We start from the raw sequence: 13,406 nt of genomic DNA, 5'->3' as shown, positions 1-13,406 counted from the left end.
CGGCAAGCGCTGCGCCAGAGGTTCGATCGCATCGCTCGCGACGAGGTGGACCCCGGCCCAAGGCCGGGGTGACGGGTTCTTTCCGTAACTCCCTTGCTCTCTAGCGATGACAGCTGAGGGAAATACCGTGTCGCGGTTCAACGCACTGACGGCAGACGCCGCCTGGCAGAAAATCTGGGAAGAGCGGCAGACGTTCGCGGCGGACGATCATTCGCCCAAGCCGAAATCCTATGTGCTCGAGATGTTTCCCTATCCTTCGGGACGCATCCATATGGGGCATGTCCGCAACTACACGATGGGCGACGTCCTGACGCGCTATCGCCGGATGCGCGGCATGAACGTGCTGCACCCAATGGGCTGGGACGCGTTCGGCATGCCGGCCGAGAATGCCGCGATGGAAAAGAAGGTCCATCCCGGCAGCTGGACGCGTGAGAACATCGCCACAATGCGGGCGCAGCTCAAGCGGCTAGGCCTGGCGCTCGACTGGAGCCGCGAACTGGCGACCTGCGAGCCGGACTATTACGGACACGAGCAGGCACTCTTCCTCGACCTGTTCGAGCATGGCTTGGTCTATCGCAAGGAATCGACGGTCAACTGGGATCCGGTCGACATGACCGTGCTGGCGAACGAACAGGTGATCGATGGGCGCGGCTGGCGTTCGGGCGCCCTTGTCGAGAAAAAGAAGCTCAATCAGTGGTTCCTCAAGATCACCGATTTCGCCGACGAGTTGCTGGACGGCCTCAGCACGCTCGACAAATGGCCGGACAAGGTGCGGCTGATGCAGGAGAACTGGATCGGCAAGTCCGAGGGGCTGCAGTTCCGCTTCAAGCTCACTAACGGCGGCGAGGTAGAGGTCTTCACGACGCGGCCCGACACGATCTTCGGGTCAAGCTTTGTCGGCATCGCGGCGGATCATCCGATCGCGCGAAAGATCGCCGAGACGAACCCCGATGCCGCCGCGTTCATCGCGCAATGCAAGCTGGGCGGAACCACCGCGGCGGAGCTGGAAACGCAGGAGAAGCTGGGCTTCGACACCAGCATCCGCGCGGCGCATCCCTTTGATCCGGCTTGGGAATTGCCGGTCTATATCGCGAACTTCGTGCTGATGGATTACGGCACCGGGGCCGTGTTCGGGGTGCCGGCGCACGACCAGCGCGACTTCGAATTTGCCCGCAAGTACGGCCTGCCGATCCGCCGCGTGGTTTCGGACGGTGACAAGATCGCACCTGAATTTGCCGAGGCCGAAGCCTATACCGGGCCGGGCACGCTCGTGAACTCGCACTTTCTCGACGGACTCGACGTGGCGGATGCCAAGCGGGAGGTAATCCAGCGTGCCGAGGCCGGTGGTTGGGGCAAGGGCACGACCGTCTGGCGACTGCGCGACTGGGGCGTGTCGCGCCAGCGTTATTGGGGCACGCCGATCCCGATCGTGCATTGCGAAGTGTGCGGCGCGGTGCCGGTGCCCAAGAAGCAGTTGCCGGTGGTGCTGCCCGAGGATGTCAGCTTCGACATTCCCGGCAACCCGCTCGACCGGCACCCCACCTGGAAGCATGTCGATTGTCCGCAGTGCGGCAAGCCGGCGCGGCGCGAGACCGACACGCTCGATACTTTCGTCGATTCAAGCTGGTACTTCATCCGCTTTGCGAGCGGCCCGAGCGACAAGCCGTTCGACAAGGCAGTGGCCGAACAATGGCTGCCGGTGAACCAGTATATCGGCGGCGTCGAACATGCAATCCTGCACCTGCTCTACGCCCGCTTCTGGACCCGCGCGTTGAAGCGCATCGGCAAGCTGGACGTGGCCGAGCCGTTCGCCGGCCTGTTCACGCAGGGCATGGTGACGCACGAGACGTACAAGAGCGCGGACGGTCGCTGGCTCTCGCCGGGCGAGATCGTGCGCAGGGACGACATCCTGGTCGAGAACGACGGCGGCGCACCAGTGACCGTCGGCCGTATCGAGAAGATGTCCAAGTCCAAGAAGAACACGGTCGATCCCGAACCGATCGTCGATCAATATGGCGCGGATGCAGTGCGCTGGTTCGTGCTGTCGGATTCGCCGCCCGAGCGCGACCTGGAATGGACCGAGAATGGTATCGAGGGTGCATGGCGCTTCGTCCAGCGGCTATGGCGCCTGTTCGACCAGCTCGATGCATGGGAGAGTGAGGACAAGCCGCTCGACCGCCTGCTGCACCAGACCATCGCCGGCGTTGCCGTCGATATCGAAGGGCTGCAGTTCAACAAGGCGGTGGCAAAGCTCTACAGCCTGGTCAATGCGATCGAAAAGGCGAAGCCCTCTGCGTCGCGGGCAAGCGCGATCCGCACGATCATCCTCCTCGCCGCGCCGATGACGCCGCATCTGGCCGAAGAGGCCTGGGCAGCGATGGGGCAGGACGGCCTGATCGCCGATGCGCCATGGCCGCAGGTCGATCCCGCGCTGCTGGTCGAGGACGAGGTGACGATCGCCATCCAGGTCAACGGCAAGCTGCGCGACACGGTCAAGGCGGCAAAGGGTGCGGCTAAGGCCGATCTGGAAGCCATGGCCTTGGCAAATCCGAACGTGCAGCGCATGCTGGGAGGCGCTGCTCCGAAAAAGGTGATCGTCGTGCCCGACCGTCTGGTGAACATCGTCGCATGAGCCGCCTTGCCGTCCTGCTGGCGCTGACCACTCTTCCCGTCCTGTCCGGCTGCGGGCTGCGGCCGCTGTACGGCGGGGGTGAAGCGGGGATCGTGCAGACGATGCTGTCGGGGATCGAAGTCGCGCCGATTGAGGGCGAGGCTGGCTGGCTGATCAGCAACTCGGTGCGCGACCGGATCGAGGCCGCTCGCAGTGGCGAAACCCGCTATCGGCTCGAGATCAAGCTGGACGACCAGATCGTCGGCTTGGGCGTGCGTCGCGACGACGTCGTGACCCGCGAGCGGCGGACGCTGCGCGCGCGCTATCAGCTCATCGAACTGGCCACCGGGCAGACCGTGCTGGACGCGACGGCCGGGTCCGACGCCGGGATCGACGTCGCGAGCAGCGAATATGCCACCATTGCCGCCGAAAAGAGCGCGCTCGAGCGGCTGTCGGGCATCGTCGCCGACCAGATCGTCGCGCGGCTCGCTCGCTATGCGCGGTCTACGGAAGGCAAGTGAAGGTAAGCGAAGCGCAGATCCGAGTGCGGCTGGACAAGCCGGGGCCAGACGTGCGCCTGTTCCTGCTCTATGGTCCCGACGAAGCCGGCGCGAACGAGCTCGCCGCGCGGCTGGGCCGGGCGATGGGCAGCGAGGCAGAACGCATCGATGTCGAGGGGTCGCAGCTCAAGGGTGATCCGGCGCGCCTGGCTGAGGAAGCGGCGTCGCTCTCCCTGTTCGGGTCCAGGCGCTATGTCCGCGTCACCGGGATCGACGATGATGGGACCGAGGCGGTACGGCTACTGCTTGAGACCGATGTCGGCGGCAACCCGGTCGTGGCGATCGGCGGAGCGTTGAAAGGCACAGGGCGGCTGCTGAAGCTCGCGCTGGCCAGCCCGGCGGCAATGGCCCACGCCTGCTATATTCCCGATGCCCGGAACGCCGGTCAGCTGGCTGCGGGTATTGCGCGCGAACATGGCTTGCGGCTGGTCGGCGGCACCGCTGATCGGCTCGCCAGCCTGTCGGGCGGCGATCGGGCCGTGCTGGCAAGAGAGATCGAGAAGCTGTCACTCTATCTGGATGCGGCGCCCGATCGCCCGCGCGAAGCTGGCATGGCCGCGCTGGACGCGATCGGCGCCGACTTGGGCGAAGCCGAGATGTTCGGGGCCATCGGCGCCGTCGTGGAGGGGCGAACGGCGGACATTGGCGTCGAACTGGCGCGGCTCGACAATGCCGGGGTGTCAGCCATTCCGCTGCTGCGCCAACTCGTGCGGAAGTTGATGAGCCTGGCCGAAATGCGCGGCGACATGGATCGCGGCGCCTCGGCTGACGAAGTGATCAAGAAGTACCGCGTCTTCTTCAAGGAGGAGATGAGCACCAAGGCGGCGCTCCGTCGCTGGTCGAGCCCGATGCTGGCGCGAGCCGTGGAACGCGTGCGCGCCGCCGAACGAGCGGTGACGCGGGGCGGCGGCAATGCAGGCCCGGTACTGGCGGAAGAAGCGCTGACGACCCTGGCCCGGGCAGCGGCGCGGGCGCGTTAGGCCCAGCTCAGTTCGGGTTTGGCTTGGCCACAGCGACCAGCCGGTGACATGCTCTTCGGTAATGCCGGCGTTTGGCCGCAGCTCGCAGCAAGAGGCGTCGGCCTAGCCGAATTCCATGACGTCGAGCATTGATATCGTTGATGGAAAACCCATAAAAACTTGATTTCGTTAGATTTTCTCGCCCGTCAGCCGTTGGCAAACCATGTCGAGCTGATCGAGCGTGGAATAGGCAAGCGTCAGGGATCCACCCTTGTCGCCAAAGGTGATGCGGACGTTCAGGCCCAGCACGTCGCCAAGCTGACGCTCCAGCGCTGCGATGTCCGAATTCGCAGCATTGGCGGCTCGGTCGCCCCCCTTTCCCGTTGACCGCGGCTTGGCCTCCCGTGCGAGCTTTTCGGTCTCACGCACGGACAAGTCGCGCTCTACCACGATGCGAGCCAGCTTTTCAGGATCAGGTGCACCGATCAGGGCTCGCGCGTGCCCCATGGTCAACAAGCCTTCGACCACTCGTTCGCGCACCGATGGCGGCAGGTCGAGCAACCGCAGCAGATTGGCGATGTGGCTGCGCGACTTGTGCACGACCTTCGCCAGCGCCTCTTGCGTGTGGCCGAAATCGCCGATCAGTTTGGCATAAGCCTCGGCCTCTTCGATCGCATTCAGGTCTTCGCGCTGGATGTTCTCGACGATCGCAATCTCGAGCGTCTCGGCTTCGTCGAGGTCGCGGACGATAACCGGCACTTCATGCAACCGCGCGCGCTGCGCCGCACGCCAGCGACGTTCGCCGGCGACGATCTGATAATCCTTGCCGTGCGGGCGGACCATGATTGGCTGGATCAGCCCGCGCGAAGCGATCGACTTGGCTAGTTCATCAAGCGCATCGTCATCGAAGTGCCGGCGCGGCTGGCCCGGATGCGGCGCCATGGAACTGATCGGCAGCATGCGGACGCCACTCGCTGGCTCCGCACCCGGCCGGACCGACTCTTCGCGGCCAGCATCTCCAAGCAGCGCACTTAGCCCTCGACCCAGACCAGGGCGCGGCTTGCGCAGCGGGGCGGATGCAGCAGGCGATGGCGTTTCGTCGGTCATGCAGCTTTCCTGAGCTTCGGCAGGCGGTCGATCACTTCACGCGCCAGGGCAATATAGGCTTCGGAGCCGGCGCATCGGTAATCATAGATCAGCGCGGGCATGCCGTGGCTCGGCGCTTCAGACAGGCGAACATTGCGCGGGATTACGGTGTCGAACACCACCTTGCCCAAAACCGCACGCACATCGTCGGCCACCTGATCGGTCAGGCGGTTGCGGCGGTCATACATGGTGAGGACTACGCCCAGGATCGACAGGCCCGGGTTGAAGCGCGTGCGGATTCGCTCGACGGTATTGAGCAGCTGGCTCAGGCCTTCAAGCGCGAAGAACTCGCATTGCAGCGGTACCAGCAAGGCGTCGGACGCAACCATCGCGTTGATAGTCAGCAGACCAAGCGATGGCGGGCAATCCATCAACACCACGTCCCACCGGTCCTGGCTGCGATCGATGGCAGCGGCCAGGCGGTGCGTTCGCGCCTCAAACTCAATAAGTTCGATCTCAGCACCTGAGAGATCAACCGTCGCGGGAACGATATCGAGGCTGGGCACCCTTGTCGGAATCGCCACTTCCTCAAGGTTCACTTCGCCGAGCAGCAGATCGTAAGTCGACCTTTCCCGATCCGCGCGACCGATACCAAGCCCCGTCGAACAATTCCCTTGCGGGTCGAGGTCGAGCAGCAGCACCCTTTGGCCGGTCGCCGCCAGCGCCGTGCCGACATTGATCGCCGAAGTGGTCTTCCCCACCCCGCCCTTTTGATTGGCGATGGCAATGCAAATCATCTGGGAGCGACTCCACGGGCCACGACAATCAACGAATCCGCTGCGGTAATGCTCTGTTTCACGTGGAACGTACCGTGCCACGATCGGCACGCGGCTTCTACCTCGACGTTAGCGTTCCGCCCTTTTGGCAAGATCCAGAGCGTCCCGACATTTGCGCGATGCCGGGCGCCGGCGAACAGCTGATCGAGGCTAGCGACCGCGCGCGCCGTAATGACATTTGCATGGCCTGTTGTGCGCTCGACCTTGGCTGTGACGATTGCCACGTTTGTCAGCCCAAGCTGTGCCGCTGCCGCCTGCATGAACTCCGTCCGCATCCGACGCGGCTCGACCAGTTCGATTGGCTCAGGACGGAGCGCTGCAATTACCAGCCCGGGCAGCCCTGCGCCGCTGCCGATATCCAACCAGAGACCCGATTCGGCACCATGCTGAAGCAGCTGCGCCGAGTCTACAATGTGGCGTGCCCAGATCGAGCCGAGCGTCGACGCTGCGACCAGGTTCTGCTGCACGGACGCCGTGCGAAGCATGTCCACCAACATTGCGAGCCGCTGTTCAGCAGGGGCGCCGAACGAATCAATGATCCACTGACGTGCCTCTTCCTCGGTCATGCCGCGCGCCGCAGATGGAGCAGGATGGCGGTGACCGCGGCCGGCGTAATGCCACGGATCCGCGCGGCCTCCCCCAACGTCGCAGGCCGCGCGGTGTCCAGCCGCTCGACCATCTCGTTGGAAAGGCCCGCAATCGCCTGATAGCGAAGCTCGGCAGGCAGCGGCGTGCCGTCGCTACGCGCCATGCTCTCGACTTCGGCATTCTGCCGCTCGAGATAAGGTGCATAGCGCGCGTCAAGGATAAGCTCCTCGACCAACTCAGGCTCATGCTCCGCCAGGTCGATGCCAAGATGGTCAAGCGTTACGCCAGGGAAGCGCAGCCACTCGCCCGCCGTGCGTCGCGCGCCATCTTGCGACACAGGCGCGCCGCGCCGACCAAGCTCGCTGGCGGTGCGCGAGTCGCTCAACGCTTCCGCGATAGCCGATCGGGCCTTTCGACGGGCTTGCTCGTGATCATCTCTCGGCTTGCCGATGATGCCAGCAGCAACCCCGGTATCATGCAGGCGGGTGGGCGCATTGTCCGCGCGAAGATGCAGCCGGTACTCGGCTCTCGCCGTGAGCATGCGATACGGCTCGGTAATCCCCTGCAACGTCAGATCGTCCAGCATCACGCCGATATAGGATTGGTCTCGCTGAAGGATCATCGGCGCACGCTCCAGTACGGCCAGTGCCGCATTGGCGCCCGCGACCAACCCCTGCGCAGCCGCTTCCTCATAGCCCGTCGTCCCGTTGATCTGTCCTGCGCAATACAGGCCGGGCAGATCGCGGGTCATCAGCGTAGGCGCGAGGCAGCGGGGATCGACATGATCATATTCGACAGCATAGCCTGCGGTGACAATCGTTGTGCGCTCCAGCCCAGGGATCGAAGCGATCACCGCCTGCTGCACGTCGGCGGGTAGCGAGGTGGAGAGGCCATTGGGATAGACAAGATGCGTCTCAAGCCCCTCAGGCTCCAGGAAGATCTGATGGCCATCCCGATCGCCAAATCGGAAAATCTTGTCCTCGATTGACGGACAATAACGCGGCCCGCCAGCTTCAATGGCGCCAGTGAACAACGGCGATCGATCCAGATTGTCGCGGATGATCGTGTGGGTCTGCTCCGTGGTCCGGGTGATCGCACAGGCGAGCTGCGGAAGTCGCGAGCCGTGAGTTAATGGCGACATCCGCCACGGCTCGACATCGCTCGGTTGTTCTTCCAGTCGTGCCCAGTCGATGTGTCGCCCGTCCAGCCGCGGCGGCGTGCCGGTTTTCAGCCGACTGATAGGAAGCCCAAGCTCACGCAATTGTCGACCCAACTGGGTTGCCGCTCGTTCCCCGACCCGGCCGCCGGTTTCCCGCTCTTCGCCCCGGAAAATCCTTCCGCCGAGGAAGGTGCCGCTGGCGAGCACGACCGCCGAACATGCGATCTGCTCGCCCCCGGCCAGCACTATGCCTGCGACACGTCCGCCGGCTAGCTGTAATGCGACAGCTTCACCGGCGAGGATCGAGAGATTCGACTGAGCCGCCAGCTGCGATTGAATCGCGGTGGCATAACGTCGCCGATCGGCCTGGATGCGCGGGCCCTGGACTGCCGGACCTTTCGATCGGTTTAGCAGGCGATAATGGATCGCCGCAGCATCCGCCGCGCGTGCGATCAGCCCATCAAGCGCATCGACCTCGCGTACTAAGTGGCCTTTGCCCAACCCGCCAATGGCGGGATTGCACGACATTGCGCCAATCTGCTCTGGATCAAAGGTCAGCAACGAAGTCGTTGCACCGCACCGTGCAGCCGCAGCCGCAGCCTCGGTGCCGGCGTGGCCGCCGCCGATCACAATCACATCCCAGTGGTGCATGCCGTCCCGATACCGCGTCGCAACGTGACGGTCAAAGCTGTTCCACGTGGAACATCACTTTCCGATGCAGAATTGCCCGAACAGCGCATCGAGCATCGCTTCGACGTCGATGGCCCCCGTGATCGCGTGGAACGACCGCATTGCCGCACGTAATCGCTCGGCCTGGAGCAGCTGATCGGGTTCGCTCGATGCTGCGCGGAGATGCGAGGCTGCAGCGGAAGCCAACATGCGCTGGCGCTGATTAAGCGCAACGGCATCCGGCGCCGGCAGTAAAGCAGCCACCGCCTCTTCGATCGCCTGCCACAACTCAGCCATTCCCTCGCCCGTGAGTGCCGATACTGACAACCGTTCGGGTTCGGCATCCCGATCCGGCAAATCGGATCTGGGATTCAACCAAAGCACCGGCACCGGCTCGGCCGGCGGAGGCACATCGTTCAGCCACAGCAGCAGGTCGGCTTGCCCGATTGACTGACGCGCGCGCGCGATGCCGATCTCTTCCACCTGATCCGCCGGCGTCTCATTCAGCCCCGCCGTGTCGATCAACAGATATGCGATGCCGTTGCGCATGATCGGCACCTCGATCCTGTCCCGCGTCGTGCCGGCCAGCGGCGAGACAATCGCGGCGTCGCGATCGACTAGCGCATTGAGCAATGTCGATTTGCCGGCATTGGGTTGCCCGGCCAGAACGATGCGTACGCCGTCGCGAAGGCGCTCGCTGCCGGGCCGCGCGGCAACTCCATCAATTTCACGCGAAAGCTCGGCGATCAGTTCAGCTAGGTTGCTATCCGCGCTGCTAACGTCATCCTCATCGGCATGGTCAAGCGCAGCTTCGACCAACGCAGAAAGCTGCACGGTTCGCGCTGCCCATTGTTCGACCAAGCGGCGAATGCCACCCTCGGCCGCACGAATCGCGGCGCGCCGCTGCATTTCAGTTTCCGCGGCGAGCAGATCGGCTAGCCCCTCGGCCTCGGTCAGGTCGATCCTGCCATTGAACAGGGCGCGACGTGTGAACTCGCCAGCCTCGGCCGGCCGCATGCCGGGCATCGCCGCCAACGCATCGCTGACCGCGCGTACGATCGCACGACCGCCATGCAGGTGCAGCTCAGCTAGATCCTCGCCGGTCGCGGTCGCAGGTCCGGGGAACAGCAAGACCAGCGCCCGATCGAGAACCTCGTCTCCGGCGCGCAGGGTACGCAGGCTAGCACGACGCGGCTGCGGCAGTGTCCCCGCCAGGCGCTCGACCGCGGCGAACGCGCCTGGGCCGGACAGCCGCATGACGGCGATCGCCGCCGGCGGCGCGCCGCTAGAAATCGCGTAGATCGTGTCGTTCACTCGCCCGGGCGGCCCTTCGTCATATCGAACATCCCGCGCCAGAGGTTCATCCCCGCTTCACCCATCGGCGCCCAGCTCTTCATCATCGATTCGATCATCTCGGGCTTCACCATCCCCTGGTCCATCGTCGCGAGCATCATCTGGATATAGTGATCGTGGACGGGGGTCAGGTCGGGCAGACCCATCGCGCGACGCGCCTCTTCCGGCGTGCAATCGATCTCTACGTTGATCTTCATCGGCGCTTCTCCCTTGAGCCTGGCCCGTGCCCTGCCCTACGCTGCGTTCATGTATGCGCGCGACCACGCCCTGATCGCAACGCCCATCGGTCTGATCCGCGTCGAGGGCGACGAGCAAACCGTGCTGTCGCTTTCGATCGGCGCGGAAGGCCCACCGGCCGAGGGGACGAGCGGACCGGTGCGCAATGCCGTCGATCAGCTCGCCGGCTATTTTGCAGGCACTCGCACGGCCTTCGACTTGCCCTTGCCGGTGTTGCGGTCATCGCGAGGCACGGTGTTGCGCGATGCGCTCGTCGCGGTCCGCTATGGCGGGGCGTTAAGCTATGGCGAACTCGCGCGGCAGCTTGGCTCGAGCGCGCGGGCAATCGGCCAATTGTGCGCGCGCAACCCCCTGCCGATCATCGTGCCCTGCCACCGTGTGCTCGGTGCCGGTGGTATACTCGGTCATTATTGCGCGGGCGACGGCCCGATAACAAAGCAATGGCTGCTCGAGCACGAGCGGCGTCATCTGGCAGGAGCATGAAATGGCAAGTGTGACGATCGAAAGTTTGGACGGCAGCGGCAGTTTCGAGGCGTATCGCGCCGATCCCGAGGGCAAGCCCCGCGGCGCGATCGTGGTGATTCAGGAGGTGTTCGGCGTCAACACCGGCATCCGCGCCAAGTGCGACTACTGGGCGTCAAAGGGCTATCTGACCCTCGCCCCCGATCTGTTCTGGCGGATCGAACCCGGCATCGAACTCGATCCCGATGTGCCGGAGGAGATGCAGCGCGGGCTCGACCTGTTCGGCCGGTTCGATCAGGACAAGGGCATTGCGGATATCGAAGCGACGATCCGCGAGGCGCGCGACCTGGCTGGCAGCCGCAAGGTCGGCGTAACCGGCTACTGCCTGGGCGGGCGTCTTGCCTATATGACCGCGGCGCGAACCGATGCGGATGTCAGCGTCGGCTATTATGCGGTCGGGATCGACAATCTGCTGGGTGAGAAGCACGGGATCGCCAATCCCCTCATGCTGCACATCGCCGGCGACGACGGATTCGTGCCGAAGGACGTGCAGGCAAAGATGCACGAAGGGCTGGACGATCACCCCAAGGTGACGCTGCACGTTTATTCCGGTGAGGATCACGGCTTCGCGACCGAGATGGGCAAGCGCCGCTCGGAGGCTGCGGCGCAGCTGGCCGACAGCCGGACCGAGGCATTCTTTGCCGAGCATATCGGCTGAACGAAAAAGGGCGGCATCCTTGCGGACGCCGCCCCTTCTATCGCTTGCCGGACCCTCAGCGGAACAGCTGGAGCAACCCGACCTCCTGATCGGTGATGCCGGTATAGATCATCGATCCCGCGACATAGACGATCACCAGCAGGCCGATCCACGCGATCCAGCGATAGCGCTCGATATATTTCGCGATGATGTTTGCCGCGACACCCATCAGCGCCACCGCGATCACCAATCCCACCATCAGGATTCCCGGATGATCGCGTGCCGCACCGGCAACGGCCAGGACATTGTCCAGGCTCATCGAAACGTCCGCAACCGCCACAGCCCATGCTGCAGCCGCAAAGCTCTTGGCGGGACGCACGCCGCTACGCTCATCACCCTCGATCTCAGGCGAGCCCGGGCTGTGATCGCCGCCATGGCCGATTTCGCGGTACATCTTCCACGCGACCCACAACAGCAGCACGCCGCCCGCAAAGACCAGACCGACGACCTGAAGCAATTGCGTGACGACTAGCGCAAAGCCGATGCGCAGGACCAACGCCGCAATGATGCCGATCAGGATGACCTTCTTGCGCTGATCCGCCGGCAGCCCCGCGGCAAGTGCGCCGATCACGATCGCATTGTCACCAGCCAGCACGATGTCGATCAGGATCACCTGGCCGAATGCGAGCCAGGCCGACGCGCTGCCCGAGAACAGGCCGGCAAAATCGCTGACGATATGACCCCAGATATCAGCCATGATTTTCTCTCTATTTGGTCTGCGCTCGGCAACGCTTAGCCGAGCTTGGCGGGTCCGTCATGGGGTTTGCCCATGACATCAGCGGACGGCCCTGCCGCCCGCTCGCCGGAACGCCAGGCCTGACTTGGCGATGCCAAGTTCAGGCACCGGTCGGTCACTGGTTCATGCTGTCGAAGAAGTCTTCGTTGGTCTTGGAATCCTTCATCTTGTCGAGAAGGAACTCCATCGCATCGATCGTGCCCATCTGCATCAGGATCCGGCGCAGGACCCACATCTTGCTGAGCGTCCCCTTCTCCACCAGCAGCTCTTCCTTGCGCGTGCCGGATTTTCCGACGTCAAGCGCCGGGAAGATGCGCTTGTCGGCAACCTTGCGATCGAGGACGATTTCGGAGTTGCCGGTGCCCTTGAACTCTTCGAAGATGACTTCGTCCATGCGGCTGCCGGTGTCGATCAGCGCGGTGGCGATGATGGAGAGCGAACCACCTTCCTCGATGTTGCGCGCGGCGCCGAAGAAGCGCTTGGGCCGCTGCAGCGCGTTCGCGTCGACACCGCCGGTCAGCACCTTGCCCGATGAAGGGACGACGGTGTTGTAGGCACGGCCCAAGCGGGTGATCGAATCGAGCAGGATGACCACATCCTTCTTGTGCTCCACCAGCCGCTTGGCTTTTTCGATAACCATTTCAGCAACTTGCACGTGGCGCGTGGCGGGCTCGTCGAAGGTCGAGCTGACCACCTCGCCTTTCACGCTGCGCTGCATGTCGGTGACTTCCTCGGGCCGCTCGTCGATCAAGAGGACGAGCAGGAACACCTCGGGATGGTTGTCGGTGATCGCCTTGGCGATGTTCTGAAGCATGACCGTCTTGCCCACGCGCGGCGGCGCGACGATCAGCGTGCGCTGGCCCTTGCCCTGCGGCGAGACGATGTCGATCACGCGCGCCGACTTGTCCTTGACCGTCGGGTCCGCGGGATCGAGCGTCAGCTTCTGTTCGGGATAGAGCGGCGTCAGGTTGTCGAAGTTGACGCGATGGCGCACCGCGTCGGGATCATCGAAATTGACGCTCACCAGCTTCGTTAGCGCGAAATAGCGCTCGCCGTCCTTAGGCGCGCGGATTTCGCCTTCGACCGTATCGCCGGTGCGCAGGCCGAACTTGCGGACCTGATTGGGGGAGACATAGATGTCGTCGGGGCCAGCAAGATAGTTGGCCTGAGGGCTGCGCAGGAAGCCGAAGCCATCCTGCAGCACTTCAATCGTGCCTTCACCCATGATCTGCTCGCCATTCTCGGCCTGCGCCTTGAGGATCGCGAACATGAGGTCGTTCTTGCGCAGCGTCGAAGCGCTTTCGACGCCGAGTTCCTCGGCCATCGTCACCAGTTCGGCCGGAGCGGTTTTCTTGAGATCTTTCAAATGCATAGTGGGGAGTCCGTCTGGCGA

The 13,406-nt window shown here is 64.0% G+C and carries 13 protein-coding genes; 5 read left to right on the top strand and 8 right to left on the bottom strand.

Features of this window, described 5'->3' with window-relative positions:
- Positions 1–106 precede the first annotated feature (106 nt).
- Genes leuS through holA form a run of 3 tightly spaced genes read left to right on the top strand, consistent with a single transcriptional unit; the run spans position 107 to position 4,151 of the window.
- The gene (gene leuS, locus BFL28_RS19380; RefSeq protein ID WP_069322164.1) at positions 107–2,632 is read left to right on the top strand and encodes a leucine--tRNA ligase; all 2,526 of its coding nucleotides are present in this window, start codon (positions 107–109) and stop codon (positions 2,630–2,632) included.
- Complete coding sequence (lptE, locus tag BFL28_RS19375) at positions 2,629–3,132, top strand: LPS assembly lipoprotein LptE (RefSeq protein WP_069322163.1); 504 nt, start codon at positions 2,629–2,631, stop codon at positions 3,130–3,132. The genes leuS and lptE overlap by 4 nt, the downstream gene beginning before the upstream one ends.
- Positions 3,129–4,151, top strand: a complete 1,023-nt coding sequence (holA, locus tag BFL28_RS19370) for a DNA polymerase III subunit delta (protein WP_069322162.1) — start codon at positions 3,129–3,131, stop codon at positions 4,149–4,151. The genes lptE and holA overlap by 4 nt, the downstream gene beginning before the upstream one ends.
- Before the next feature lie 168 nt (positions 4,152–4,319).
- Here the strand turns inward: holA and BFL28_RS19365 are convergent, their stop codons facing one another.
- From BFL28_RS19365 to BFL28_RS19340, 6 genes are read right to left on the bottom strand one after another with little or no spacing between them, the layout of a single operon-like run.
- Positions 4,320–5,237: a ParB/RepB/Spo0J family partition protein gene (locus BFL28_RS19365; RefSeq protein WP_069322161.1), complete on the bottom strand. Its 918-nt coding sequence runs from the start codon at positions 5,235–5,237 to the stop codon at positions 4,320–4,322.
- Positions 5,234–6,013: a ParA family protein gene (locus tag BFL28_RS19360; RefSeq protein WP_069322160.1), complete on the bottom strand. Its 780-nt coding sequence runs from the start codon at positions 6,011–6,013 to the stop codon at positions 5,234–5,236. Before BFL28_RS19360 ends, BFL28_RS19365 begins: the two co-directional genes overlap by 4 nt.
- Positions 6,010–6,618, bottom strand: coding sequence for a 16S rRNA (guanine(527)-N(7))-methyltransferase RsmG (rsmG, locus tag BFL28_RS19355; RefSeq protein WP_069322159.1), 609 nt, complete (start codon positions 6,616–6,618; stop codon positions 6,010–6,012). The genes BFL28_RS19360 and rsmG overlap by 4 nt, the downstream gene beginning before the upstream one ends.
- Complete coding sequence (gene mnmG / locus BFL28_RS19350) at positions 6,615–8,450, bottom strand: tRNA uridine-5-carboxymethylaminomethyl(34) synthesis enzyme MnmG (protein WP_069322158.1); 1,836 nt, start codon at positions 8,448–8,450, stop codon at positions 6,615–6,617. Before mnmG ends, rsmG begins: the two co-directional genes overlap by 4 nt.
- Positions 8,451–8,504: 54 nt before the next feature.
- Entirely contained in the window at positions 8,505–9,782 is a 1,278-nt protein-coding gene (gene mnmE / locus BFL28_RS19345) for a tRNA uridine-5-carboxymethylaminomethyl(34) synthesis GTPase MnmE (RefSeq protein ID WP_069322157.1), read from the bottom strand.
- Complete coding sequence (locus BFL28_RS19340) at positions 9,779–10,018, bottom strand: DUF6489 family protein (protein ID WP_069322156.1); 240 nt, start codon at positions 10,016–10,018, stop codon at positions 9,779–9,781. Before BFL28_RS19340 ends, mnmE begins: the two co-directional genes overlap by 4 nt.
- A gap of 49 nt (positions 10,019–10,067) precedes the next feature.
- On the opposite strand from BFL28_RS19340, the gene BFL28_RS19335 reads away from it, so the two are divergent.
- A complete protein-coding gene (locus BFL28_RS19335) occupies positions 10,068–10,541 on the top strand; it encodes a methylated-DNA--[protein]-cysteine S-methyltransferase (protein ID WP_069322155.1) in 474 nt (157 codons plus the stop codon).
- Between the two features lies 1 nt (position 10,542).
- Entirely contained in the window at positions 10,543–11,238 is a 696-nt protein-coding gene (locus BFL28_RS19330; protein ID WP_069322154.1) for a dienelactone hydrolase family protein, read from the top strand.
- Positions 11,239–11,293: 55 nt separating this feature from the next.
- Here the strand turns inward: BFL28_RS19330 and BFL28_RS19325 are convergent, their stop codons facing one another.
- Together BFL28_RS19325 and rho are read right to left on the bottom strand one after the other, a co-directional pair.
- The gene (locus BFL28_RS19325; protein WP_069322153.1) at positions 11,294–11,974 is read right to left on the bottom strand and encodes a TerC family protein; all 681 of its coding nucleotides are present in this window, start codon (positions 11,972–11,974) and stop codon (positions 11,294–11,296) included.
- A gap of 154 nt (positions 11,975–12,128) precedes the next feature.
- Positions 12,129–13,385, bottom strand: coding sequence for a transcription termination factor Rho (gene rho / locus BFL28_RS19320; RefSeq protein WP_069322152.1), 1,257 nt, complete (start codon positions 13,383–13,385; stop codon positions 12,129–12,131).
- Positions 13,386–13,406: the final 21 nt, after the last annotated feature.

The sequence above is a fragment of the Sphingomonas turrisvirgatae genome (assembly GCF_001721295.1).
Lineage (GTDB): Bacteria > Pseudomonadota > Alphaproteobacteria > Sphingomonadales > Sphingomonadaceae > Sphingomonas > Sphingomonas turrisvirgatae.
The sequence above is the reverse complement of the archived record's forward strand: the minus strand, read 5'-3'. Positions and strand labels throughout refer to the sequence as shown.